Below are 26,040 nucleotides of genomic sequence, written 5' to 3' on the forward strand. Positions count from 1 at the left end.
CATGATTGGCTGTCACAAGTTTCACTTCCTATTCTGCATAAATGATGTTGGTCGCGTTATTTCCGAAGCCGAAAACGTCTGATCTCCGTATCCCGGCTATTCCTTCCGACCATGAGGTCGAACTCGCCGGCATCGCTCGTGAAGGACAGGTCCGAATGGTGATAACGCAGCTGTTCTTCGGTCAGGATAAAGGTGATTTCCTGTCGTTCTCCCGGCTGCAGCAGCACCTTGCGGAAATCCTTCAGTTCCCGGACCGGTCTGACGACCTCGCCGGAACAGTCGCGGACGTACAGCTGGACGACTTCTTCCCCGGCCATATCGCCGGCATTCGTAACAGATACTTTGATCTCAAGCGGCTGTTCCGAAGACATCTCTTCCGCTGAAAGCTCCATGTTTCCGTATTCGAATTCGGTATAGCTTAGGCCGAATCCAAAGGGCAGCAGCGGCTCATTCGGAATGTCCAAATACTGCGATACATAGCGCACCTGCGCATCCGGCGCACCCTTCGGCCGCCCGGTATTATAATGGTTGTAATAGACCGGCACCTGTCCGACGGAATAAGGGAACGACATGCTGAGACGGCCGGAAGGATTGATCTCGCCCGTCAGCAGCGAAGCGATGGCCGCCCCGCCTTCGCTTCCCGGGAACCAGGCTTCCAGCACGGCATCGGCCTCATTCAGCACGCCGTGCAAATCCAGCGGGCGGCCGTTGAACAAGACGGCTGCCATCGGCTTCCCCAGCGTTTTCAAATGGCAGATCAATTCGAGCTGCGGCTGCGGCAGCGTGATAAACCCGCGGCTGCCGGCTTCGCCGCTCATCTCGGAATCCTCGCCCAGTGCCAGCACGATCACATCGGCTCCCTTCGCGGTTCCCATCGCCTCTTCCAGCTGCTGACCGGTCATAGCGCTCACGCTGCAGCCCGCGGCCACCGTCAGCGCACCGGAAGGCAGCTTGGACCGCAGTCCCTGCTCCAGCGTGACGGCATCTTCTTTAGCGCCTGTCCAGGACCATGGGCCGAGTATGTCGCCGCTGGCAGCGAACGGGCCGATCAAGGCTACGCGCTGACCGCCTCTCAGCGGCAGCAGGGAGTCGTTCTTCAGGAGCACGCAGGATTTCGCGGCGGCTTCACGGGCCGCCTGACGGTGCTCCTCGCAGAACACGATCTCCCGTTCGGCTTGCGGGTCGGCTCCCCGCACAGGACGCTCGAACAGTCCAAGACGCTTTTTCAATGACAGAATGCGCAGCACCGCTTCATCGATCAGGCTCTCATCCACCCGTCCATCGCGTACCATTTGCGGCAAATGATGCACGTAGCTGGAGGTCATCATCTCGATGTCCACGCCAGCCTCGATGGCTCTTAACGCTGCTTCTGCCTCGTCCTCGGCAACTCCGTGAGGGATCAGCTCTTTGACCGCTCCCCAGTCGGAAATCAACACGCCGTCAAATCCCCATTCGCGACGCAGTAAATCGCGCATCAGCCGCTTATTGCCTGTAGCCGGTATGCCATCGACGGTATTAAAGGCGGTCATGACCATCTCGACTCCCTCATCCAGCGCGGCCTTGTACGCAGGCAAGTAATACTCCCGGAGCTGGCGCTCGGACATATCCACCGTGTTGTAATCGCGGCCGCCTTCACCGGCTCCATAGGCGGCAAAATGCTTCACGCACGCGGCCAGCCGGTTTACATCGCCACTGAAGTCGTCGCCTTGAAAACCTCTGACAAACGCTCTTGCAAATTCACTGTTCAGATAGGGATCTTCACCGGTCGACTCCATCACGCGTCCCCAGCGCGGATCGCGCACAAGGTCCACCATCGGCGCAAATGTCACGTGGAGGCCGGATACCGCTGCTTCGCGCGCGGCGATTTCTGCGCTCCGCTCCGCAAGGACAGGGTCCCACGAGCTTCCCATGGCCAGCGGCACCGGGAAGATCGTTTTGAAGCCGTGTACGATATCGGCCATCATGAGCAGCGGAATTTTTAATCGATTTTTGCGCATATGCGCTTCTTGGACGGCTATCACTTCCTCCGCCCCCGCCAAGCCCAGCACCGAGCCTGCATTGCTTACGATCTCATCGGTGATGCCCAGCGACTCCATCGGTCCTGTAATTTGCCCCGATTCTTGAGCTCCTTCGAAAAAAGGGACGGCCAGTTGTATAAGCTGCGCAATTTTTTCCTCCAGCGTCATCTGCTCGACCAGAGAAGTCAGTTGTTGATCTGCCATTTCCCATCCTCCTATGTCTTAACCTTCACGATCTAGTCAATTCGAAACGTTTTGATTCTTGCTCAAACCATGAAATATATTCATAAAACCTTATAGTTAATAGGATTATATACCTATACATCCATTGTTTAAAAAGCGAGAAAATCAGCCTGTGTCTGTGATATAATCGAAACGTTTCAATAAAAACGGACGAAAAAATCAGGGCAGTGGCAGCCAATCCAGCACACGCTGAATTTTACGGTCCCAATATCCCCATTCATGTCCGCCCGGTTCTTCCTCGTATGTCATCGGAATCCCCAGACTGTCCGCATATCGTCTAAACGTTTGGTTATCATGATATAAAAAGTCTTCCGTTCCGCAGCACTGATACAGCATCGGTTTGTTACCCCCATATGCTGCGAATTCCGAAGCTAAATACAGCAAGTCGTCCCGGCTTCCCCGCAATCGGTCGACGCTTCCGAACAGGGTACGGATTTCGTGTTCCTGGAAGCCCGGTCCTGCAGCCCGGCTGGCGAGATCCAGCCCTCCCGACAGGCTTGCGCCGGCCGCATAACGCTCCGGATAACTCATGGCCAGCTTAAATGCGCCATACCCGCCCATGGAAATTCCGGCGACAAAGGTATCTTCCCTGCGTCCGGACACCGGAAAGAACGACTGAACCAGCTGCGGAAGCTCTTCGCTCAGGAAGGTAAAGTAAGACGGACCGTTGGCCATGTCCATATAATAGCTTCGTCCGACTCCCGGCATCACGAGTGCGATGCCTTTATCCTCGGCGTACCGCTCGATGGACGATCTGCGCATCCATTCGGTCTGGTCCGCGCCGCGGCCGTGAAGCAAATAAAGCACCGGCAGCTTCGAAGAAGAACCGTATGGCATCAGCGCGGCTTGCGGTATAAAAACCTCGATGCCGGTAGACAGCTGTAGTGTTTCGGAATAAAAATCACACGTGATCCATGCCAAGTTCCTCATCTCCGATCCGGTAACATTAACTTTCTACTTTGCTCTTCCCTGCAGATGCACGCTCCATCATTTCCGTTGTCAGCATGTACGACTGCTTTACGGATTCGCCGCCCAATATCTGAAACAGCAGATGGGCTGCAAGCGATCCCGCTTCGCTCTTGGGCTGCCTGATGGTCGTCAGCGGCGGATTCACGTATTCGGCTAATTGGATATCGTCGAACCCGATGACGGACACATCATCCGGCACCGAAATTCCGCTTTCCTCGAATGCCTTCAGCCCTCCGATGGCCATCTCGTCGTTGCCGTAAAATACGGCCGTTGGGAGCGACCCCTGCATAATCATCATCTTGGTGGCATTGTAACCACCCTCGCGCACAAAGTTGCCGCTAAGGCGCCACTTCGACTGCTCCTCCAGCCCCGCCTCCGCGAGTGCCCTTAAATACCCTTGATAACGCAAATGATTATCGTACGAGTCCGAGGAACCGCTAATATAGGCTACGTGCCGATGTCCGTTCTCCAGCAGGTAACGCGTAGCCGTGTATCCTCCCTGCTCCCCGTCGACCAGCACATTGACCAGGAATTCGCTGCATAATGGACGATCCATCACGACGATCGGAAATTGAGGCCCGGAGGTCTCGATTAGAACTTCATCGCGAATATTGGGCGCGAGAATGATGGCACCGTCGGCCCTCTTCTCCCGCAAAAATTTAACCGCCGTCGAATCCCTGCCGCCCATCGAGCTGCAGGCTATCAGATCATACCCGTTGGTCAAAGCAACTTCCTGCACGCTTCGGATCAACTCGGAATAATAGGGCCCGGATAAATCCGTCAGAATTAGAGCGATGGTCTTGGTGCGGCTCCGCTTCAAATCCATGGCAAATCCGTTCTTCCGATAATTCAGCTGTCTTGCTGCCTCGAGCACCTTTGATCTTGTCTTGGAACTCACTCTGCTGTCGCCACTTAACGCGTATGAAGCCGTCGACAAGGCGACTCCAGCGAGCTTTGCCACATCCTTTATCGTTGCCATTTCCTTTCGCCCCTTCTACTACTTAAAAACTCTATACTATCTTATTTCATGCCAGAGATCGTATATCCTTCAATAATATGTTTTTGGAAGAAAGAAAATACGATGATGATCGGAACAACCATAAATGCAGCACCTGCCATTTGCAGACCGAAATCGGATCCATGCTGTCCTTTCAGAAGCTGCAAACCTACCGAAAGCGTATAAAGCTTTTGGTCGTTTGCCATAATGAGAGGCCACAAGAAGCTGTTCCAGGCGCCGATGAAGGCTAATATTCCCTGCACCGCAAATACCGGCTTCGTGATCGGAACGATCAAACGGAAGAAAATCCGCAGCTCTCCCGCGCCATCCAGTCTTGATGCCTCGATCAGATCCGTCGGGATCGTCGACATGAACTGACGGAACAGGAAAATACCGAAAGCGCCGACCAAACCGGGGAGCACGATACCCGCCATCGTATTGGTCAAGCCCATGGCGTTAATCAGCAGATACACCGGAATCATGGTCACCTGTCCCGGAATCATCATCGTGGCGAGCACGAGATAAAACAATTTTTTGTTGCCCGGAAACTCAAACTTGGCGAATGCATATCCTGCAAGCGCGTTGAGGAACAGACCCACAAAGGACCAGAACACAATAATAAGCGTATTTTTGAGGTAAACCATAAAGTCCAGCTTCGTAAATAAATCCACATAATTTTTCATGGTAAATTCTTTGGGCAATAACGTCGGCGGAACCGCCGTAAATTCATTCTCCGGCTTGAACGAGGACGTGATCATCCAGATAAACGGGATCATCATCAGCAGTCCCCCTGCAATGAGCAGCACCGTCATGACCGTCTTTTCTATTCTTTTCGCTGCCATACCCTAAAGCCTCCTTCAGTTACGATACGGAACATCGCTTGCATCTTAATACTCGACATCTTTTTTCTTGACTGCGAATTGCGCGATCGTCACAACAATGATAATGAAGAAGAGCACAAACGATCCTGCGGCCGCATAACCGAAATTACTGAGCTGGAAGCCATTGTTGTATATGAAAAGGGCCATCGACATCGTGGAATTCAGCGGTCCGCCCTTGGTCATAACCAGCGGCTCTTCGAAGAACTGAATCCAGCCGATCAGCGTTGTAATGGTGACAAAGAAGGTCGCAAAGCTGAGCAGCGGAACGGTGATGTACAACAGCTTCTTCCACTTGCTCGCGCCATCGATCTCCGCCGCTTCATAATAGGAACGCGGAATGCCTTGAAGGGCGGCAAGGAATATAATCATGTTAAGACCGATCGATTTCCATACAGCCAGAAGGATCAGCGATAACTTGGCAAGCGTGGGATCATTCAGCCACTGCTGCGCGGGAATACCAAACCAGGATAACATATGGTTAAAGAGGCCATAATGGCTGTTATAGAGGTAACCCCAAACAACCGCGACCGCCACAATATTCGTAATGGAAGGCATGTAATAAACAACGCGGAACGTCTTGAACAGCCATCCCGTGCCATAGTTAAGCAGCAATGCAGCGCCCATGGCAAGCATAACGACAAGCGGAACTCCGATAATAACATAGAACATGGTGTTAAACATGGATTTCAGGAAAACCGGATCTTTAAATACGTTCATGAAGTTATCGAAGCCGACGGCTTCAATATTGGAGTAATTGGCGAGACCCGCCAGGTCGATGTTCGTGAAGCTGATGACAAGCGCAATGATGATCGGAATGATTGAGAACGTCAGAAGCAGCACCAGCGCGGGCGCAATAAACATATAAGGGTACTTATAGCGGTTAAAGCGCTTGATAAAGTTCTGCAATGTCATTCACCTCCTGCAAATATGGGTTTCGATGATACGCTATGGAAGCAGTCAGGCTTGTTTCATCATCGTCTGAAGAAACAAGCCGGGCTGCGTTACACGCTTTTGTTATTTGGATAGAATTTCGGTAGCCTTCGCGTTCAACTGATCCATTTCGGTCTTGATGTCCGCACCGCCCACCGTGATTCTTTCAAAGGCACCGATGGCTTCTTGGGAAACCGCATCCCACTCTTTGATGAACGGAACAGGTCTGGCGTTCTCAAGCTGTTTTCCGAATGTAGCGAAGATCGGATCTTCAAAGCGTTTGTCTTCCCATGCGCTCTTAATGGCAGGCAAGTTTTTGGATACATCGTAGTTGGTCAGCTGCGATTCTTGTTCGCTCATGAAGGAGATGAATTTAACGGCTTCATCTGCATTTTTGGTGCTGCTGAATACGGACATGTTAGCTCCGCCAAGGAACGATGCGTTGTTTTCTTTTGCAGGAAGGGTTGTGGTCGCCCATTTACCCTCAATCTCAGGCGCTTTATCCTTCACGCCTTGAATCATCCAAGGACCGCTGATGAACATCGGGAACTGTCCGTCCTTAAATGCGGCAAACAGATCCAAATCGCTCGCAAGCGGCGTCATGCCCGTGTCGTAGAAGCTCTTCAGGTATTCCATGGCTCCCATGAATTCCGGCTCGTTGAAATGAGGCTTGCGGTTCTCGTCGATCATAGCGCTTCCATTCTGCCAAGCAAACATGGACAGGTAGTTCATATCTTTGGCATCGATGGTGATCGCGTAATTGCCATTGCCTCTGGCTGCCAGTTTCTGGCCGGCATCCTTCATCTCATCCCAAGTCTTAGGACCTTCAGGATAGCCTACTTCAGCAAGAATATCGGTACGGTAGAACAATACGCGTGTTTCCACGTACCACGGAATGCCGACAACCTTGTCGTCGTAACTCATCGTTTGAACGGCACCGTCGAAATAATTCTCCGGCTTCAAATTCGGATATTGCTCAAGGTACGGCGTCAAGTCAAGCAAAGCGCCGGCTTGCGCGAATTCAGGGATCCAGGTTGTGCCCATCTGCACGACGTCCGGGCCGCTCTTCGAAGCAACCGCCGTCAACAGCTTGTCATGCGCGCTTCCCCAAGGAATGGATTGAACGCTTACCTTCACGCCGGGATTCTTCTCTTCGTATTGCTTAATCAAGGTTTCGTCCGTTTCGTCACCCATCAACCAGACTTTCAGTTCCTTCTTGCCACCGCCTTCGCTGCCTCCGTCTGCTTTCTCAGACCCGCCCGAGCATCCGGCTAATACGACCGAGAACACCAGCAATGCTGCCAACGTCCACAATATTGATTTTTTTCTCATTCTACATTCACCCCGTTTTTAATGTTTACCAGCATGCGAAACGTAATGCAAAACTTAAATTGAAAGCACTTACTTCGAAACGTTTCGATTTTATTCGAAAAAATAAAGACGCCGGATAAAGGCTATTTCTATAATCCTAATGTCTCTTCATTCCCCCTATGGAGCACCTTTCCATGGTTATCCTTAGGATAATCATGCTCTTGTGTAAACAAAATAAGAAGATTTCTTGCTTGATAACTTCAAAAAACGCATTTCGTTTTGAAACGTTTCGACACGTTCATTATAGCTCCCCCTGAGAGCGATTTCAATATCCTTTTTATTTTTTTTGTAAGGTGTTTCTTTGACAACGGCTGTAAGCTATGAACCGCAGGCAAAAAAGCAGCAGGCTCCGAAGCATGCCTGCTGCTTAATATGATTCTGCCGTGATCCGTCACTTTTTAAGTGCGCTAAGCGTTAAGTTGGCGTTCCTTCTTGTCATGACGGTCACGGCCCAGCCCCCAGTCCCTGCTAAGCCGGGCATGCACCGCAAACGACAGGAATGACAATACGGCAACTCCCGCGGCCAACCACGCCACCGGAGTCAGCCCGCCGCCGTCATACATCGTTCCCATGGCATAAGGCCCGATCACCCGGCCAGCGGCTCCCATGCCGCCGGTCACGCCGATATAGAACGGAGCGGCTTGTCCCGCGCGTTCCGAAATAAAAGCCGGGATCGCTGGCGAAATGAGCATTTCGCCCAATGTGGCCAGCACCATCGCAAGGATCATGCCCGGATAGCTGTGCATCGCCACGATGACGACATAAGCCGCCAGGTAGAACAAGGCGCTCGCGGTCATCTGGCTGCTCTCCGTGCGGGCCGCCCATCGCTTGATGGCATTGGTCAGCGGCTGGGCGGCAAAGATCAGGATCCCGTTCAGCGTCCACAAATAACCGTAAGCCGTCTTGGACATCCCCTCCGAGATGATAAACGGAGACACGCCCGTGTTCCAGATGGAATTGCCGAACCATAGGAACAGCGAGCCCAGTCCCATAAAGAGATAGATGCGGGTGTCCCCAAGCAGTGCCCAAGCGCCGGGCCCCGCCGGAAGCGGACTCTTGGGCTGCGGATGATGCGACCCGTCGGACGCACCCGTTCCGCCCAGCTTCGTCAGGTAAGACAGGAAGAAAATCGCAAAGCCGAAGGACGTGACGCCGTTTAAGACAAAGCTTAAATGATACGATATCTCCGCCAGGAACCCGCTCATGGCCGTTCCCAAGGCTACGCCGATATTATTGGCAACATAGATGACGTTAAACAATTCGCCCCGCCGATCGGCAAACCGGAAGCCGATAAAGGCCTGGATGGCCGGCATCGATACGGCGTTGCAGAATCCGATGAAGCCCATCATCGCGATGAACAAGCCCCATAATCCGTTAATGAACGGGAGGGTGAACAATCCGAGGGCGTTCAGCAGGAGCGAGCCTACGATCAGCTTCTTCACCCCGACCCGGTGATATAACGCGCCGCCAAGGAGCTGACCCGCGATGCCCCCCATGGACTGAATCAAGATGACAAAGCCCGCATCCTGCATGCTGCGTCCCAGCTCGTCGAATACGTACATCGTTGTCAGCGGCCACATCAAGGAGCCGCCTGCGGAGGCAACGAGACTTGCAACAAGAAAACCTTTTACTTCCTTAGGGTACTGCTCCAACCATTTCATGTTTATTATCTCCCAGCAGCCTCGCAGCAGTATATTTACGCATAAAACCTAAAATAGCCCCACAAAGTGGAGCCTATGCTCCGATGCTTATTCCAAATACTTTGCGGGGACCCCAAAAAACTTTATAAATTCTAATATATTAAAAAAAAGCCCATGCGGGCTTTTATAAATTCTTCTTAAAGGAAAGAGGCAAAGGCCTTCTATTTTGATACTCCTATAACCTGAATGAATGCACAATGCTTGTCATTTCTTATCGCCCAAATCCTAGTATCGCTTGAGAGATCCATTTTTAGCAAGCACACTCATTGACGCTTTACCTTAACAGCGAACAGGCGCTAAAAAGCGGATCCCCGCTTCACGAGGAACCGCTCTGGTCCGGGGCTCCCGTCTATCCCCCTCTCTTATCCGGGTTAGCATTTCTCGCTCTTGCAGGTATGCGTATTTGAACCGAGGTCCCGATTCCGACTTTGCTGAAGATGGACACGCCGTACTCGCTCCCGTAATGCAGCTTCACCCGCTGATCAATGTTGCGGATGCCGCAGCCCGTATGGCTGTTATCACGGGGATCGAATATCTCCTGTATTCGCTCCTGCTTCATGCCTAGACCATCATCTATGATCCGGTACAGAATATCGTCGCCTTCCTTGTGAACCGAAATCCGAATATGAATGCGATCTCCACTCCAAGCATGCTTCAGCACATTCTCAATAAAGGGCTGGAGGATCAGCTTAATGGTCTCGTAAGGCCATATATTCGTTTCGATATCAAAAGTGACTTCCATGCGCTGGCCATATTTTACCTTCTGGATGTCCAGATACGCGTTCGCCTGTTCCACCTCCACCGCTACCGGAATCAGCGTCTTCCCCGAATTTAAGGTAAGGCGATAGAATTGGGCCAGCTCCACCACCATCTTCTGCAGCTTCTCGTTCTCCCCGAACTTGGCCAGCTGGTTGATCGATGACAACGTGTTGTACAGAAAATGTGGGTTGATCTGAGTCTGCAGCATCTCAAGCTCCGCCTCTTTCTTCTGGATCTGGGTCAGATAGACCTTATTAATCAGCGCTTCAAAATCTTCTCCCATCTCATTCAAGGCATTGGCGATTTGGGAAAACTCTCCCTTCCCCTTATCCGGCATGCGCTTATGCAGATCTCCTTCCCGGAAGGAGTTGAGCACCGATACAATTTTATTGATCCGCTTGGAGAAATAGCGCGAAATAATAAAGCCGGCTCCGATTAATAATGCTACGCACAGCAAGCAGATCGTAATGAAATACGTCCGAACCCGCACGGCTTCCTGTTCAATGATCGTCAGCGGCACATGGGCAATGATTTTCCAGTCCAGCTGCGGAAGACGCTCCTCGATGGTGAGGTATTCCGGATCCGGAAAGCCGCCAGGGGAGACGTATCGGTTCGTACCGGCGATGCTCGCCGTTCCGCCTTTATTCAGCAGCTTGCCCGAAGTAAAGACAGCCTCCCCCGCACCATCCAGCACAATCAACTCGCTGCCCGCGCCCAGCTTCTTGAAGTTCACGCTGTCGAACAACTCGCTCTTGCGAACGCTAAAGCGCATAATGCCCACTTCGGCGATCGCCAGCGGATTGTTCATATCGACGATTCGGCGAATCAGCGATATTCTGCCGTCACGCTCATCCTCTTCCACCTGCTTCCACAGCATGGTCTCGTTATACTGCTCAGCCGGAATGTCCCGATACCACGCCGTGTCCACGATGCGGCTCATATGATAGATATCCGCCGTTTGCTCGTTGAAGTCGCGGGTGCTGTCGTCACGCCATACCTTGTATCTTTCATTCACGGACTCATTATGAAAATAAACGGACATCCTCAAGTTCAAGCCGATCGCCTTCGAGGCGCTTTCCAGCTTGGGAATGATCACCTGATTCATCCGGTTGTAGCCCTCGACGCCTTCTTCAAACGAACGCAGACTAAGCACCAGAGTGCGGTTATCGTACAGCGTCGCCGAGGTCTGAACGATATCGTTCATTTTGTAGGTCACATTGTCCTTTATCTGCAGCAGCGTCCCTTGAATGTTCAAGCGGGTCTGCTTGCGCATGGAAGCATCGTACATCGAATGGGAGACGTAAAAGTTCACGGCCACCAGAATCAGGATGAACAAGATATAGGACAGCATGAGTTTTAAACCGATCGGCACGTATCTCGCGCTTGCTTTCTTCTCCCGGACCGATTGCATCATGGACCTCCTTAATCCTCCCGCTTCCGGAATTCGAGAGGGGTCATGCCGTATCGCTCCTTGAACTGCCTGCTGAAATAGGGGAGATACCGATACCCTACCTGATCGGCCACTTCGTATATTTTCAGACCCGGCTGCTTCAGCAGCTCTTGCGCCTTCTCCATACGCAGCTGCACCAACAGCTCGTTAAAGGTGCTCCCCGATTTCTCCTTGATCAGAAAGCCGATATGGCTCGGGGAAAAAGAAAAATGCTGGGCGATATCCTTAATGGTGATATTCTCGCTCATTCGTTCACGGATGGTATGAATCACGTTACGGATGAATTTGCTGTCCTTCGAGTTGTTTTTTTCATACAGCCGTTCGGAAATTTCGAATATCCGCTGCACAAACCAAGAACGGATATCGTTGATGGTGTCGAATTGCATCAAGATATCCAAATGGTGGATCTCCATGCCGAGCAGCTCGAACAGATCCTCGTTCCGGCTGCTGAGATACTGATCCAGGCGCCAAATGATGTAATTGGACATGTTGTGAACCGAGAAGCGGGAACGCAGATTCGTAATGGAGCCGAACAGCCCCTCTACTTCGTCGCAGATGCGGACGAGCTCATAGCCTTCCATCGCGGCAAGCAGCTTGTTCATGTGCGCATCCAGCATTCTGGAATCCAGCATGCCCGGCTCCGCGCGCACATCCTCGTATTTGATCAGGCTGCCCTTGCCGAGGAACATCTTCCCTTCTACGGCTTCGATCGCCTGCCGATACGATGACTGAAGCTCCTCCATCGCATATGCCAGCCCGCTGATGCCCGTAGTAATGGAGGCCGGCGTCAGCTGCTGGATGGCGTCATATACCTTATGTACGGTCGGCTCGACGGCCTCGTCCTCCAGCAGCAGCGCCACTCGCTGGGAAGACAGCTTGCAGTAAGGCACGATGCCTTGCCTCGCGATCACATCGTGAATCTGCTGCAGAAATATGCGCGAGACTTCCCGCTGCGAGGTGAAGCTCCCTCCCTGCCTCCACAGTAGATTATCCAATTCCATCACCACGACGCGAATGGGCCAGTTCATGCGGTCCAGCCCGCAGGAAACCGTCAGCTTGGATAACGATTCGTTGTCCTCCGTCTCTTCCTCCCGGAGCAGACGAATGAGCAAATCGCTCTTCACGATCGGAATCATTCGCTGGTAAGCCATCTCCACCTCGCGCTGCTTGGTCTCATCGTCCAAATCCCGCTTTACCTTGAGCAGGGAGGTGACCAATTCGCTGTCGTTCATCGGCTTTAGGACATAGCTGTAGGCTTTCAAGGACATGGCCTGCTGAACGTAGCTGAATTCCTGATACCCGCTCACAAATATAATGCGCATGTTGGGCCTGCGCTCAAGTGCAATGCGCGCCAGCTCCAGTCCCGACATATAGGGCATGTTCACGTCGCTGACCAATATATCGATGGGCTCTTCCTCCATGATTTCGCAGGCAGCCAGCGCATTGTTTACGCTCCCCCTCACTTCCATGCCCAGATCAGACCAGGGAATAAAGCGTTTCATGCCCTCCAGATCAAGCTCTTCGTCATCCACTAACAGGACCTTATACATAGCCATCCCTCCATCCGTTTGCCGATGATCACCAAAGCAGAGAGATCCCAAAGGATCTCCTGGAAATCCCTTGGGATAGATATACTCGATTTTCTTTGTGAACACCGATAGGTTATTCCTGATTCATCTTCTTCAGGTTCTCCTGCCACCTTGCCGTCCGCCATTCCAACAGCTTGCCGTAACCGATCGCCATGAGATCCTCATTACCCTGATCGAGGATTTTATCCACATCCTCATCACTTTTCGCCATGACCGAATTGGCATAAATCTCGAGGAACAATTCATCCACCGAGGTTTGGATGATGCCTTCCTCGGACTCCGGCGGCGGATTCAGGTTCACGAACTCCGTCACGTTATATTGGGTCGGCCAGGTGATCGTCTGCTGATACTTCGTTCTCCAGTCCTGCTCTTCAAACGGCAGCTCAGCCATGTATTTGTATTTGGCCGGGTCGATGTAACTGGTATTGCCGACAAACATGATCGGTTCGTTCTTCGTCTGAATATCGGCTACCTCTGCCGGGTCGTAGTCCGCTGTAAAGTTCGGTTTCCCTTCTTCATCGAAGCCCTCCCAGTTGTCGCCCTCGGGGCCGAAGAACTGAAGGTTCATGCCCTCCGGACCGGTGTACCAATCCAGGAAGGCGAAGATGGCTTCCGGATCCTTGGCAGCCGTCGTAATGTAAGCGGCATTCCAGCCAAAGCTGGTATAGGTGCCCGGATAGATCTTGTTCTTATCCAGACCCGGCTTGTGGATCGGCCAGATCATGAAATATCCGCCGTCCGGATCCTCCTTGATAAGCTCAGGCTGCGCGTCTCCCGCCATCGTGGTCGGACTGGAGCCGGCAAATACGGCAACCCGGCCGGTCATTACCTTCTCCAGCACCTGATCCTCCGTCTGGGTAAAGGCATCCTGGGAAATCAGCTTCTCGCGGTACAGCTTGGCGATGTACTTCTGTGCCTCGCGAAACACCGGGTCGGTGAACACCGAGGTGAGCTTGCCGTCCTTCGGCACGGCGCGCATGGAGCTGTTCAGGTAGGTATACAGCGTGCCTTCGCCGAACGCCGTGTAGAGCACGCCCAAACCCTGCATATCTCTTGCACGATGCGGTTCAAACGGAATCACGCTGCTGCCGTACTTTTCCTTCACTTTGACCAGGTAGTTATAGAGATCGTCCGTCGTTTCCAGCGGGGGAGCGCCCAATTCGTCGTATATTTTCTTGTTGACCACATATCCCGCATTGCCCGCCGGCCTTGACGTGTACCAGTTCGGGAACATATACAGCTTGCCGTCGTCGTGGCGAAGCATGTTCAAATTATCGCCCATCCACGTCTTCAAGTTCGGGTACTTATCCAGATAGTCGTCAAAAGCGACCAGCTTTCCTGCCTCGCGGAGCCTCTCCAGATCCGGGTGATTGCGATCCGTCCAGATCATGTCGGGGAGCTGATCGGAGGCCATCAGGGCGCTCAGCTTCTGCGTATGGGCACCGGCCGCCGCGATCATGCTGATCTTAACGCCCTTGTTCTCGCTCAGCCATTTGCCCGCCGGCGTACTCTCCCATGCAGGGAAATTCGTGTTTTCATAGTGGGCATAGGCCGTGAATTCAAGCGGCTTCTCCCCCAGCACCCATTTTCCGTCAGGATTTCCCGGCTGCTCTGCCTTCGGTGTTCCCCCGTTATCGGTTTGGGCCATCTTCGGCGTCGTCTCAGGCGATGCGCCGCTTGTGCCGGACTTGCCGCTGCAGCCCGTGAGCGCAGCGGTCAGTACCAGCATGACCGATAACGTCAGCAGCATGGGTCTTGACTTTTTTTTCATAAACCTAACCCCTCTCCATTTAACTTCTAATGCACTTCAAGCCGTCAACCTGTTCCTTATATGTCCAAAGCGGATCTTCCGCCCTAAACCAAAACCGATTATTCCTTAAGGGAACCGACCAGCACCCCTTTGACAAAATACTTCTGCAGGAAGGGATACACCATGATAATGGGCATCGTAACCACGATCATGATCGCCATCTGCAACGATTTGGACGTGATCTGTTTCGTCTTCTCCATCAGGGCGATGGAGCTGGTATCCAGCAGCGCGGTCTGCTCGCTCACGATATTGGCATTCAGCGTCTCCCGCAGGATCGTCTGGATGGGCATCAGGTTGCCGTTCGTGATATAGATGCTCGGCAGGAACCAGTCGTTCCAATGCGCCACCGCCGTCAGCAAAGCCAGCGTAGCGATGACCGGACCCGAAAGCGGGAGAATGATCCGAAAGAAGATGCCCCAGGTGCTGCAGCCATCAATATGAGCGGACTCCTCAAGCCCGTTCGGAAGCCCCTTGAAGAACGTCCGAAAGATGATCATGTTCCACACGCTGATCAGCGAAGGAATGATAAAGACCAGGAAGGAATCCATCAGACCGAGCGAGCGGATCAGCAGATAGGTTGGAATCAGGCCTCCGCCGAAATACATCGTGAAGACAAAGAACACCATGTAAAATCCCCTGCCGATCAAGTAAGTCCGCGTCATGCCGTAGGCTAGAAGGGCTGTCATGAAGATGGAGGCCACCGTACCGATGACCGCCCGGCTGATTGATACGGCAAATCCGTTCAGCAGCCGGCTGTCGCCCAAAATAATTTCGTAATTCTGCAGGGTAAACTCCCGGGGCCAGAAGGTAATGCCACCCTTGGCGGTATCGACCCCCACATTGAACGATACAACGATGGCATTCCAGAACGGGTAGAATGCTGAAAAAGCAAGTAAGGATAACAGACTATAAATGATGACCAGCATCATTCGGTCGCTAAAGCTGAGTCTTTTTAACATACAGGGCCCCCTACCATAAACTATTGCCGGACCTTCGGGCAATGTAATTGGCGATGGTGAGCAGCCCGATACTGATAATGGCTTTGAACAATCCGATGGCCACGCCGTAGGAATAACGGTGACTGCCGATCCCTACGCGGTATACGTAAGTGTCGATAACGTCCGATACCGGCCTCAGAACGGGATTGGTCGCCAGCAGCAAAATATCTTCGAAGCCGGCATTGAGCAGGTTGCCGATGGCCAGAATCATGAAGATGACCACAACCGGCAGGATGGAAGGCAGGGTGATGAGATAAATTTGCTTGAACTTACTCGCCCCATCCATATCCGCAGCCTCATACAGATGCGGATCTACGCTTGCGATGGCGGCCAAATACACGATGGAACCGAATCCGATCTCCTTCCAAACGTTGGCCGAGATGAGAATCGACAGGAAATACTCCTTGAGGGACAGGAAGTTGATAGGCTCCTGAATCGTGCCGATTTTTTGAAGGAGCATGTTGACGCTTCCGTTCTCCGTTGCCAGCAGGGCCGTCGTGAGACCCGCTACGATAACCCAGCTCATAAAATGCGGCAGGTAGGTAATCGTCTGAACGACCCGCTTGAAGAACATGTGACGGACTTCGTTCAGCATCAGAGCGAGAATGATCGGAGCCGGAAAGCCGATAAGAAATTTCAATAAACTGATCACGATCGTGTTGCGGATCAAGCGTTCGAATTCCGGCGCGGCAAAAAAAGCTTCAAAGTGCTTGAATCCGACCCAGGGATTCTCCCAAATTCGCGAGCCCGTAAACAGGTTGTAGTCCATAAAACCTGTCAGCACCCCGTACATGGGCAGATAAGAAAAGATCAGGACGAGGATGATGCCCGGAATGACCATCAGCTGGGCATCCCATTGCTTCATCAAGCGCCTCAGGAAGCTCCGGCTGTAAACCTTACCTTTCGAAGACAGCCCTTCAGGCTGCGGTTTCGGTGCGGTTGGGGACATATTCTTCCTCCCATCTATCTAAATTCATTCGTGCTTTTAGCATTTGCCCCGTTCACATGAACTGGTGGGCCGATTACCGCTATGCTGCGGGCTTAAGGACATTCTACCTTTGACAAATGTGTGAAACTATATAACAAACACGCGATTTTTGATACTTCGGACGGATTCTGGCTATTGACAGTTCCGCAAAAAGTATAAGAAATGCCGGCAATGAAAAAGGCCTGTAAGATCCGGGGATCTTACAGGCCTTTTTGTTTCACGTGCACTATACAAAAAAGAAGCCCCCTGAGGGGGCCTCTTCTGCGTCATCTGTCCTTGGGCCATCCGTCTGCCTAGGATGGGTCTATCGCTTTATTGCTTCCGCTTCACCTCGACCACCGTCGAGAAGAAGGTAGCCCCTCCACCCAAGTCGGACAGCCTGTCCGGCGTAAGGGCATTGGCGCGCTGCTTGCGGCCCTCGCCTTCCCACCACAGGCCTTGGCTGACTACGGTGCCCGGCAGCATTTTATCCGTCACCTTCGCCCGGACTTCATAGGTTCCGCGGTCATTATATACGATGACCATCTCGCCGTCCTGGAGCCCGCGTTCCTCCGCATCCGCCGGGTGAATCTGCAGGGCCGGCTCCTTCTCCAGCTTCTGATGCTTCTCCACGTTCGCAAAGGTCGAGTTCAGGAAGTTATGGTTCGGCGGCGAAATGAACATGAGCGGGTATTGGTGCCCGCGGCCGCGCCTTACCCCGTCATATCCTTCCTTCAGCGGCACGTAGGTCGGAAGGGGCGGCAGACCTGCTTCCTCCAGCTGCGCAGAGTATAACTCGATGCGTCCCGAAGGTGTCGGCAAACGATCCAGATACGTGTCAAGCGGCGTCATATCGAGCTTCACATGGCGGTGTTCCCTCAGCTTGTCCAGCGTGACGCTGTTTAGATAAGGGTTATCCGGGAAGTCGAGCGCTCTTGCGATCATCTCTTCCTCGGTCTCATGAAAAGCCGGTTCCTGGAATCCCATAGCCCGTCCCAGCAAGGAGAACAGCTCTACGTTGCCCTTGCTTTCCCCAAGTGCCGGAATGACCGGCTCCTGCAGCTGAACGTACTGATGCCAGTAGGAAGCGTACAGGTCCGTATTCTCGAACGAGGAGGTTGCCGGGAGCACGATATCGGCATACTTGGCCGTATCCGTCATAAACAGGTCATGCACAACCGTAAACAGATCTTCCCGTGCAAACCCTTCCCTGACCCGCTCGGTATCGGGAGCCACAACCAGCGGATTGCTGCAATAAACGAAGAGCGACTTAATCGGCTGTTCGGTCATGGCAAGCGCTTCGCCGATCCGGTTCATGTTAATCGTGCGCGCTTCGGGATTCGGCCGGAGATCGGGACGCTCAAGCGCGTCGCTATCCATGCTGTTATAACCGCCGTTCGACTTGGCGGCCCCTCCGCCCCGCTTCAGCCATTGTCCGGTCAAAGCGGGAAGCGCGGCAATGCTGCGCACCGTCAAGCCGCCGTTGTCGTGATGCTGAAGACCGTTGCCGATATGGATGTAGGAGGTATCGGCCCGGCCGTAGAGCTCGGCCAATTTCTCGATATCCTCGATCGAGATGCCGGTAATGGAAGAAACGTGCTCCGACGTGTATTCTTTGACGTGCTCGCGCAAGGCTTCATGACCAATCGTATACTTGCGGAGGAATTCCTCATTTATCATGCCGTCACGGAACATGATGTGCATGAGGCCGACGGCCAGCGCCGCATCCGTGCCTGGATACAGCGGAATGAACCAGTCGGCCCATTGCCCCGTCTGGTTCTTGTGGACATCGATCACAACGACCTTGGCACCGGCTTTGCGCGCTTTCTCTGCAATCACCATCTGGTGCATATTGGTGCTGACGATGTTGCCGCCCCAGACGAGGATGACGTCGGCTCGTACGGTGTCCTCCGGAACGGTTCCCCCATTAAACCCCATCACGGATTTCCAGCCCTCATTGCCCGCGGAATTGCAGATCGACTGCTTCAGGCGGCTGGCACCCAACCTGTTGAAGAATCTGCGGTCCATGCCGTCGACGCTCAATATCCCCATATTGCCGTAGAAGCTGTAGGGCAGGATGCTCTCGGAGCCGTATTCCTCGATCAAGCCCTTATAGCGTCCGGCAATCTCCTGAATGGCTTCGTCCCAGCTGATCCGCTCGAAGGCGCCCTCACCCTTGGGACCTACCCTTCGCAGCGGATAGAGCACGCGTTCCGGATGGTACACCCGGTGTGCCATATTACGGACTTTATTGCAGATGGCTCCCTGCGTAATCGGATGCTCCGGATTACCGGTCACCTTGACGATTTTTCCGTTCTCTTTATGCAGCAGCAGGCCGCATGTATCGGGACAATCCAACGGACATACCGCCGGAAATACGCCGTTTTCCTGATGAATCATCGCTTGAGTCATTTCGTACTTCCCCCTTATGCTCGGCTGCATCATATCCCTTTATCTTAAAAGAAAATCGGGGTTCCAGTAAAGTCATACATTTTTTTCTAATCAGGTGATTCACTTTTCTCCCCCCCGGGTATATTCCTATCAAGAGCAAAGAAGAGTAACCCAGACCCTTTCTCTTCCTTGCCGAATCATGGACCACTCCCAAAAAAATTCGCCATGCCAGTGTCTCCTCCCCCGAGACCGGCATGGCGAATTTGTTTATATGGCATCCTCCCAGTGACCGATGTTCCCCGCGACTAACCTTCCATATTATAGAAACTCGTGATTTTCGCAGAAAACATGCAAAATAAAAAGCCTGTCAAAGCCACGTCTTTATGTAAGCGCTTATCTGTCATTTTTTATAAATAATTCTGTTCGAATGATCGTTGGAGGATGTTTTACAAACGATTGGAGCAGGCGTAATATACTATTCAGCTTCGAAAACATTCTTCATATTCACATGACATTCGCTTAATTTCCATGATGGAAAGCGGGGGAACCAACCGTATGGAGGGATACCTATAGGATCCTTCAACCATACTATGGGGTGAATCCTGATGCGTCGCGTACGTACGCCGCGATGGAATCAGGTAGGGCGACTCTCACCGCCCGAATCCGACAGCTAACCTCGTCAGCGTTGATCGGGAGGGTTGTGAACTTGTGATCAAACACAGGGTTCTAACCTGTGTTTTTTGTTTGCCAAAAATCAGCATAGGAATGGTGACCGTTCCTATGTCCAGCATATAAAAAACACCGATAGAAGTCCGTTCAGGGAGCTTCTACCATGAACTTAATCTTAAGCGGCGGTGAAAAACAACCATGTTATCCTCAATCAAGCGCTTCCTCATCGGAAGACCGCTTAAATCAACGGAATTAGGCGAACAAAAGCTGAATAAAACCAAGGCGCTGGCCATCCTGTCATCCGATGCGCTATCGTCCGTGGCCTATGGCCCGGAACAAATCCTCATTGTGTTGATGACCGTCGGGGCAGCTGCCTATTGGTATTCCATACCGATTGCCGTCGGCGTCCTGGTCTTATTGCTGGCACTTATCCTGTCGTACAGACAAATTATTTTCTCCTATCCGCACGGCGGCGGCGCATATGTCGTGTCCAAACGGAATTTGGGCATGTACCCGGGGCTGGTGGCCGGCGGTTCCTTGCTCGTGGACTATATCCTGACGGTTGCGGTCAGCGTGTCGGCCGGGACGGATGCGATCACGTCGGCTTTTCCGGAATTGCACGCCTATAATCTGCCGATCTCTATCGTGTTCGTTCTATGCTTGACCGTATTGAATTTAAGAGGAGTTACGGAGTCGGCCTCCATATTGGCTTATCCGGTTTACCTGTTCGTGCTTGCGTTATTTATCCTGATCGGGGTAGGGATATTCAACATTGCCACAGGCCATGCGTCTCCGGAGCTTCATACGCCGATCGGCACGCCCGTAGCCGGGCTGAGCTTGTTCCTGCTCCTGCGCGCATTTGCCTCGGGCAGCTCCGCCCTGACCGGCGTGGAGGCGATTTCCAATGCCATTCCGAATTTCAAAGACCCGGCCCCGAATAACGCCGCCAAAACTCTGGTGGCGATGGGATCGCTGCTGGCCCTGTTATTTTCGGGCATCGTTTTCCTGGCTTATTACTATGGGGTCAGTCCCAGCGAACAAGTCACGGTCGTTTCCCAAATTGCCGAGCATACCTTCGGGCGAAATGCGCTTTATTACTTCATACAAGGGACAACGGCCTTAATTCTGATCCTCGCCGCCAACACGGGGTATTCCGCTTTTCCCCTGCTGGCCGTCAATCTGGCGAAGGATAAGTTCATTCCTAGAATGTTCACCGTCCGCGGCGACCGTCTGGGATACTCGAACGGAATCATTATTCTTGGATTTTTCTCCATTCTGCTGCTGCTGGCTTTTGAAGGCAAAACCGAGCATCTGATTCCGCTGTATGCCGTCGGCGTGTTTATCCCGTTTACCCTCTCCCAGACCGGGATGATGGTGAAATGGATTCGCGAAAAGCCCGAAGGCTGGATCGTCAAGCTGATCATTAACACCACCGGCGCATGCATCAGCTTTATCGTGACCATGATCTTCTTCTTTACGAAATTCGCCCAGGTGTGGTCCGTCCTGATATTCCTGCCGCTGATCATCTGGATTTTCACCCGGATCCGCAAGCATTACGAGGCGGTAGCGGACCAGCTCCGGATTACGACCTGCGAGCCGGTTAAGCCGATTGAGGGGAATGTCATCATCCTGCCTGTGGCAGGAATCACGCATGTGGTGGAGAACTCGCTGAATTACGCCAAATCGCTGGGAGCGGGCCAAATCATCGCGGTGTACGTGCCGTTCGAGCGGGAGGAGGAAGTCGCCTTCCAGGAAAAATGGAAAAAGTGGCAGCCGGACATCCGGCTGGTGACGCTGCACTCGCCTTATCGGAGCATCATTCAGCCGCTGACGAAATTCATCGATACCGTGCAGCGCAAGGCCAGCGAATCCGACTATCAGGTTACCGTCGTCATTCCGCAGTTCATCCCCAAGAAGGGCTGGCATAATTTCCTGCACAATCAATCCAGCCTGCTCATCCGGGCACATCTCCTGTATCGGAGAGACGTGATCATCACGACGGTTCCCTACCATTTAAAAAAATAGCGGGCTTGTTCCCTGCTTGATTCATTACTGGGAACAGCCTCGCCCATCACGACAAAAAAACTGCGATCAACCGCTGCCTTTCATCAAGGACGGTTGAACGCAGCTTTTTTTGCCCAGACGCTTGCCAGGCCTCCGGCATTAGGAAACGTTCTGCGCGGAATGAACCTGTTGAGGGGAGCTAGCCGATGGCACAGGCGTCTGCTCGCCGCGCGGAGCGGCTGCGGCTTGATTCTCCTGCTTTAAATAAACGGTTCCGTATGTCGCTCCCACAAATAACGCGCCGCCAACGAAATTGCCCAGCCATACCGGAATGAAGTTCATCAGATACTCGCCCCAGCTGTAATAGCCTTCAAAAATCGCGGCCGGGATGAGAAACATGTTGGCCACCACGTGCTGAAACCCGATGGCGACAAACGCCATGGTCGGAAACCAGATCCCGAGAATTTTGCCGCTCATCTGATCCGATCCGTAGGACAGCCATACGGCGAGGGCTACGAGCCAGTTGCACCCGATGCCCGACAGGAAGGCTTGCAGGAAGCTGTCGTCCAGCTTATGCCCGGCCATATCCACCAGTTTCTCCAGGTAAACGCCGCTGCCTGTCATACCGGTCACATGTCCGAAGAAGTAAGCGACGAATAACGCTCCCAACATATTGCTGACCGTGACAAGCGCTAAATTCCGCATCATCTCCTTCGTGGAAATTCGCCGCTTGAATCTGGCCAAGGACACGGCCATCATGTTGCCCGTCAGCAGCTCCCCGCCTGCAAGCAGGACAAGAATCAATCCGACGGGGAATACCGCAGCGCCTATAAAACCGGCAATCCCTCCCCATTCTGGAGACGCTCCGGCAATCACGCGTATGTCAAGCAAAAAGCCGAGCGCAATAAATGCCCCCGCAAGGAATCCTAATATCATCACGTTTATGGCGGAGTTATGCGCTTTTTTTACCCCGTTCTCCACGGTAATCTCCGCAATGCGCTCAGGTTTATGGTAAGCCATGGTCACTCCCTCATTTCTTCCGCATCCGCCTTGTCTACCTATCCGAATGCAGCTCATGATATTCGTGTTATCGTTACCAACATTGTAACGCAGCTTCTTTGGCAAGAACGTGAATTATATCACGATTGTGTCCTAAGGGACGGACAGGTACAGATGTGATGTTCCGTATGCCTTGATCTGCTGACCACGCTGCAGCGAATAACATGGATCGGATTCGGTGTGGCCATTTAAGCGATATATGGATATAGGCACAGCACCTTGTCCATGGGTGGAGCTTCGGATCAGCTTTAGCGGGGTGACTGCCTTTCGCTTCCTTCGAGGAATCGCATATGCCGAAAAAGCGGTGCCCGGGTTTCTCCCCGGCACCGCTCTTTTGGATTGTCTTTACCAGTACGAAGCCCGTTCGCGCTTGATACCATTCTGCCAGATTCGGCTTAAATGTATAGATTTTTACTCACCCGCTAGGCTTTGGCCGCAGTCTCTACCCTGACAGGCGCCTCCGTTTCCTGCACCGGCACCTTGGCGATCGGCAGCTTCATGCTGATGAACGACGACAGCAGGAAGAGCGCGCCTGCCGTGAAATACACCACGACAATGGAGGTTACCGACATATACCAGCCCGTCAGCCCGGAGCCAATGAGCAGCATGCCGGTAAATATCGGCGTCATCACGCCGTTCAGCCGGCCAATGAATTTCTCTTCCACCTGCTGCATCATCACCGCCATCAGGACCGTCTGGGCCATGGCCATCAGCACCCCGGTGACGAAGCGCATCGAGCCGGTCAGGATCGGCCACTGGGACAGCACCTCGACAAAGGTCGAGAGTCCAAGGAAGGCCAGCCCCGCAAACAGCAAGTAGGAACCTTTCACTTTGCCTGCAATCACCGCTGCGATCACACCGCCGATCAACATGCCCAAGCCCTCAAGCGCGGTGAACCACTGGACGCTGGACATCTCCAGCTGAAGACGCTCGGTGATGACGAAGATGTCGAGCGGCTGTACGAGTCCGCTGCCCAGCGCCAACAAAACGTAGACTACCAGCAGCACCTTCAACAGCCGGCTGGAACCGATGTAGGCGAAGCCTGCCTTCATGTCCTTCACGAACGAACCGGCTGATTCCGAGTCCTTGGAAGGTTCGTCCACGGTGGAAGGCAGAAAGGCCAACACGATCGCCGAAGCGCCGAACAGAATCAGCAAGCTGATTAAAGAGGCCTGCAATCCAAATGCTTGATAAATCGTCGTGCCTACCATAGGTCCCAAAATGATAAACAGCGACATCGAGGTCTGGGATAACGCCGTGGCCGCGGGCACATGCTCATCCGGCAAACACCGCTTGATGATCTTCATGGACGATGGCTGCGAGAATTGCGATACGACGGCCGAGACCAGCGTCACCGCAAACACGGCCTGCCAATATCCCGCATACACAACAAACAAAATAAGCAGAATGGATATGAAGCTTAAAATATCCCCCCATATCATCGTTCGCTTGGGACGCCAACGGTCAGCCAGTACGCCGCCAACCATGGAAATCACGAAGATCGGCGCGTATTCAATCACGGTCAGCAGCGATACGGCGACCGGGTCATGGTTGCTCTGCTCCATAATAAAGAACAACAGCGCCATATTGCGGATCCAGATCCCGATATTTTGCATAAAATCAGATACCATCAACAGCACGAACGCGCGGTTGCCAAACAAATGCTTCATACTCCATCCCCCTGTTAAAACCGACTATTCGGTTTATTTATAATTGCGAAAACGCCCTTTCCTGTTAGCTAAGAAAAGCGTTTTCGATAAATCCTCCTACCGCACCGTACGTTATGAACCTTCACCCGATAACACACCGTTCAAAAAGTACATCACGCTCTTGCGGTACAGCTGCCTTAATTCCTCCTGGGACCGTTCGAAGTACGAAACCGACAACCCGTCCAGCAGCGATCCGAAAATAACGGCTATTTCGTCGATATTCTCTGCCGCTATGCGTCCCTCGTCCGCTCCCTCTGCCAGAATTTCGCGGTAGAGCATACGCGGACCTTGCAGTATCGCCAGCATTTCGCCCACAATCGTCTTATTTTCCGGCTGGTTGATATAGAATTCCTCCGCGATTTTGGTGAGCGGATTCTGGAAGTCGTCAACCATGTGATCGGCGATCCCGTACAGCTTCTCCTCAAAGCTGGCATAACCGGCTTTTTTGTCGTCCCAGGCTTCCATCCATTCCCGATTCTGTTTTGTCAGCAGCTTGACGAATAAATCTTCCTTGCTCTCGAAGTGATAATAGATGCTTCCCTTGCTGGCCCCCGTATACTTGACCAGTTCATCCATTGACGTTGCCGCATATCCCCGCTGGATGAACAGCTCCTTGGCTTTATCCAGAATCAAATCCCGCTTTCGCTGCGCTTTTTCTGATGACATCGGCGTTAGCACTCCTTGCGTTGGATTCAACAGTCCGCATCAACCAGCGGAAATCCGTGATCCGTAATAAAAAATGTATTCTGTCATGAATGAACTTCATCCCTCGTTAAAAAACCGACTGTACGGTTTAATCATACTGAAAACCTCCTCCCATGTAAAGGACGCTCTTCCGAATGCAACGAAAAAAGGACTTTGCCGAAGCAAAATCCTTGTCCATCTCGCATATTCCAAAATAACAACATGCGATGTATTGCTGCATTATTCCACTGCCCAAATGGCTCTTCCTTCTTTCATCGGATCGCCGTAACTCAGCTGCAACCCCTGAACGTCCTGCTTCACCTCGTACGGAATCTCGCCCGTCAGCTCGCCGCCCGGAGGAATGGTGCCGTCCAGCATCTTCACGTCATCCGTTATAGGAACCGTATAGTTAAGATCGCTTGAATCCGTCATGGAAAAAGACAGTGCCGAAGAGATGACCAACGGCTCCAGGCCGTTGTTCTTCACGGTAATGTCGACCACCTTAAACGTATGGCCGGGCTGGGGCTTCAAGTACTCGTCGCCTTCGGAGTCGCGTACGCCGTTCAGCGTGATGACCGCGCCGTGATAATCGACCGTATCGCCTACTGCGGCAGGCTCATCGATCGGTTTCGTCTCTCCATCGGCAGGTTGACCCTCCCCTTGGGATGGTTCTGCCGGCGGTTCCTCTTCAGCCGCCCCCGTCTGATCCGTTTCCTCGCTATCCACGACAGCCGGCGGAGTCTCTGCCGGCGGGTCCGCCTGATTGCTGGAACAAGCAGCCGTCAGCAGCATGGAGAACAACACAGCCGAGACCAGCATTATTTTTTTATTCATACTTTATC

18 protein-coding genes and 1 riboswitch are annotated in these 26,040 nt (G+C 52.8%); of the genes, 1 reads left to right on the plus strand and 17 read right to left on the minus strand.

From position 1 onward, the window contains the following. Positions 1-56: 56 nt before the first annotated feature. The 13 genes from MHI43_RS30155 to MHI43_RS30215 all read right to left on the minus strand — a co-directional run bounded on the left by MHI43_RS30155 (position 57) and on the right by MHI43_RS30215 (position 19,094). The gene (locus MHI43_RS30155) at positions 57-2,222 is read right to left on the minus strand and encodes a glycoside hydrolase family 3 N-terminal domain-containing protein (RefSeq protein ID WP_036662057.1); all 2,166 of its coding nucleotides are present in this window, start codon (positions 2,220-2,222) and stop codon (positions 57-59) included. 198 nt (positions 2,223-2,420) lie between these two features. Further along, positions 2,421-3,182 carry an alpha/beta hydrolase family protein gene (locus MHI43_RS30160; RefSeq protein WP_015737777.1) on the minus strand — a complete coding sequence of 254 codons (762 nt, stop codon included), beginning with the start codon at positions 3,180-3,182 and terminating at the stop codon, positions 2,421-2,423. Between the two features lie 25 nt (positions 3,183-3,207). Continuing rightward, on the minus strand, positions 3,208-4,209 hold the full coding sequence (locus MHI43_RS30165; RefSeq protein WP_009594543.1) for a LacI family DNA-binding transcriptional regulator: 1,002 nt from the start codon (positions 4,207-4,209) through the stop codon (positions 3,208-3,210). 41 nt (positions 4,210-4,250) lie between these two features. Then, complete coding sequence (locus MHI43_RS30170; protein WP_009594477.1) at positions 4,251-5,069, minus strand: carbohydrate ABC transporter permease; 819 nt, start codon at positions 5,067-5,069, stop codon at positions 4,251-4,253. 45 nt (positions 5,070-5,114) lie between these two features. Then, positions 5,115-6,014, minus strand: coding sequence for a sugar ABC transporter permease (locus MHI43_RS30175; protein WP_015737778.1), 900 nt, complete (start codon positions 6,012-6,014; stop codon positions 5,115-5,117). A 108-nt stretch (positions 6,015-6,122) separates the two neighbouring features. Continuing rightward, on the minus strand, positions 6,123-7,370 hold the full coding sequence (locus MHI43_RS30180) for a sugar ABC transporter substrate-binding protein (protein WP_009594526.1): 1,248 nt from the start codon (positions 7,368-7,370) through the stop codon (positions 6,123-6,125). A gap of 446 nt (positions 7,371-7,816) precedes the next feature. Beyond that, positions 7,817-9,070, minus strand: a complete 1,254-nt coding sequence (locus MHI43_RS30185; RefSeq protein ID WP_036662055.1) for an MFS transporter — start codon at positions 9,068-9,070, stop codon at positions 7,817-7,819. Positions 9,071-9,458: 388 nt separating this feature from the next. Next, positions 9,459-11,279: a sensor histidine kinase gene (locus MHI43_RS30190; RefSeq protein WP_036662053.1), complete on the minus strand. Its 1,821-nt coding sequence runs from the start codon at positions 11,277-11,279 to the stop codon at positions 9,459-9,461. Positions 11,280-11,290: 11 nt separating this feature from the next. Then, on the minus strand, positions 11,291-12,868 hold the full coding sequence (locus MHI43_RS30195; RefSeq protein ID WP_015737782.1) for a response regulator: 1,578 nt from the start codon (positions 12,866-12,868) through the stop codon (positions 11,291-11,293). Between the two features lie 112 nt (positions 12,869-12,980). Further along, entirely contained in the window at positions 12,981-14,678 is a 1,698-nt protein-coding gene (locus MHI43_RS30200; RefSeq protein WP_036662051.1) for an extracellular solute-binding protein, read from the minus strand. Between the two features lie 98 nt (positions 14,679-14,776). Next, complete coding sequence (locus MHI43_RS30205) at positions 14,777-15,676, minus strand: carbohydrate ABC transporter permease (protein WP_015737784.1); 900 nt, start codon at positions 15,674-15,676, stop codon at positions 14,777-14,779. Positions 15,677-15,686: 10 nt separating this feature from the next. Next, complete coding sequence (locus MHI43_RS30210) at positions 15,687-16,664, minus strand: ABC transporter permease subunit (RefSeq protein ID WP_015737785.1); 978 nt, start codon at positions 16,662-16,664, stop codon at positions 15,687-15,689. Between the two features lie 351 nt (positions 16,665-17,015). After that, on the minus strand, positions 17,016-19,094 hold the full coding sequence (locus tag MHI43_RS30215) for a molybdopterin oxidoreductase family protein (protein WP_081746287.1): 2,079 nt from the start codon (positions 19,092-19,094) through the stop codon (positions 17,016-17,018). 485 nt (positions 19,095-19,579) lie between these two features. Beyond that, a riboswitch (cyclic di-AMP (ydaO/yuaA leader) is annotated at positions 19,580-19,774 on the plus strand. 166 nt (positions 19,775-19,940) lie between these two features. Here MHI43_RS30215 and MHI43_RS30220 point away from each other — a divergent pair. Further along, a complete protein-coding gene (locus MHI43_RS30220; RefSeq protein ID WP_036662047.1) occupies positions 19,941-21,767 on the plus strand; it encodes an APC family permease in 1,827 nt (608 codons plus the stop codon). 138 nt (positions 21,768-21,905) lie between these two features. On the opposite strand, the gene MHI43_RS30225 is transcribed toward MHI43_RS30220, so the two are convergent. The 4 genes from MHI43_RS30225 to MHI43_RS30240 all read right to left on the minus strand — a co-directional run bounded on the left by MHI43_RS30225 (position 21,906) and on the right by MHI43_RS30240 (position 26,032). Then, positions 21,906-22,766 carry a formate/nitrite transporter family protein gene (locus tag MHI43_RS30225; RefSeq protein WP_015737788.1) on the minus strand — a complete coding sequence of 287 codons (861 nt, stop codon included), beginning with the start codon at positions 22,764-22,766 and terminating at the stop codon, positions 21,906-21,908. A 461-nt stretch (positions 22,767-23,227) separates the two neighbouring features. After that, positions 23,228-24,475, minus strand: coding sequence for an MFS transporter (locus tag MHI43_RS30230; RefSeq protein WP_015737789.1), 1,248 nt, complete (start codon positions 24,473-24,475; stop codon positions 23,228-23,230). A gap of 111 nt (positions 24,476-24,586) precedes the next feature. Beyond that, positions 24,587-25,180, minus strand: a complete 594-nt coding sequence (locus MHI43_RS30235) for a TetR/AcrR family transcriptional regulator (RefSeq protein ID WP_015737790.1) — start codon at positions 25,178-25,180, stop codon at positions 24,587-24,589. 258 nt (positions 25,181-25,438) lie between these two features. Then, positions 25,439-26,032 carry a DUF4352 domain-containing protein gene (locus MHI43_RS30240; RefSeq protein ID WP_015737791.1) on the minus strand — a complete coding sequence of 198 codons (594 nt, stop codon included), beginning with the start codon at positions 26,030-26,032 and terminating at the stop codon, positions 25,439-25,441. Positions 26,033-26,040 lie beyond the last annotated feature (8 nt).

The sequence above is a fragment of the Paenibacillus sp. FSL H8-0457 genome (genome assembly GCF_038051935.1).
In the GTDB taxonomy this organism is placed as follows: Bacteria; Bacillota; Bacilli; order Paenibacillales; family Paenibacillaceae; genus Paenibacillus_AQ; species Paenibacillus_AQ lautus_A.

Coding starts and splice junctions, on each gene's coding strand:
- MHI43_RS30165 (WP_009594543.1), bottom strand. CDS start 4,209: ATGGCAACGATAAAGGATGTGGCAAAGCTCGCTGGAGTCGCCTTGTCG.
- MHI43_RS30185 (WP_036662055.1), bottom strand. CDS start 9,070: ATGAAATGGTTGGAGCAGTACCCTAAGGAAGTAAAAGGTTTTCTTGTT.
- MHI43_RS30180 (WP_009594526.1), bottom strand. CDS start 7,370: ATGAGAAAAAAATCAATATTGTGGACGTTGGCAGCATTGCTGGTGTTC.
- MHI43_RS30235 (WP_015737790.1), bottom strand. CDS start 25,180: ATGTCATCAGAAAAAGCGCAGCGAAAGCGGGATTTGATTCTGGATAAA.
- MHI43_RS30225 (WP_015737788.1), bottom strand. CDS start 22,766: ATGGCTTACCATAAACCTGAGCGCATTGCGGAGATTACCGTGGAGAAC.
- MHI43_RS30205 (WP_015737784.1), bottom strand. CDS start 15,676: ATGTTAAAAAGACTCAGCTTTAGCGACCGAATGATGCTGGTCATCATT.
- MHI43_RS30210 (WP_015737785.1), bottom strand. CDS start 16,664: ATGTCCCCAACCGCACCGAAACCGCAGCCTGAAGGGCTGTCTTCGAAA.
- MHI43_RS30215 (WP_081746287.1), bottom strand. CDS start 19,094: ATGACTCAAGCGATGATTCATCAGGAAAACGGCGTATTTCCGGCGGTA.
- MHI43_RS30190 (WP_036662053.1), bottom strand. CDS start 11,279: ATGCAATCGGTCCGGGAGAAGAAAGCAAGCGCGAGATACGTGCCGATC.
- MHI43_RS30220 (WP_036662047.1), top strand. CDS start 19,941: ATGTTATCCTCAATCAAGCGCTTCCTCATCGGAAGACCGCTTAAATCA.
- MHI43_RS30200 (WP_036662051.1), bottom strand. CDS start 14,678: ATGAAAAAAAAGTCAAGACCCATGCTGCTGACGTTATCGGTCATGCTG.
- MHI43_RS30155 (WP_036662057.1), bottom strand. CDS start 2,222: ATGGCAGATCAACAACTGACTTCTCTGGTCGAGCAGATGACGCTGGAG.
- MHI43_RS30170 (WP_009594477.1), bottom strand. CDS start 5,069: ATGGCAGCGAAAAGAATAGAAAAGACGGTCATGACGGTGCTGCTCATT.
- MHI43_RS30230 (WP_015737789.1), bottom strand. CDS start 24,475: ATGAAGCATTTGTTTGGCAACCGCGCGTTCGTGCTGTTGATGGTATCT.
- MHI43_RS30195 (WP_015737782.1), bottom strand. CDS start 12,868: ATGTATAAGGTCCTGTTAGTGGATGACGAAGAGCTTGATCTGGAGGGC.
- MHI43_RS30240 (WP_015737791.1), bottom strand. CDS start 26,032: ATGAATAAAAAAATAATGCTGGTCTCGGCTGTGTTGTTCTCCATGCTG.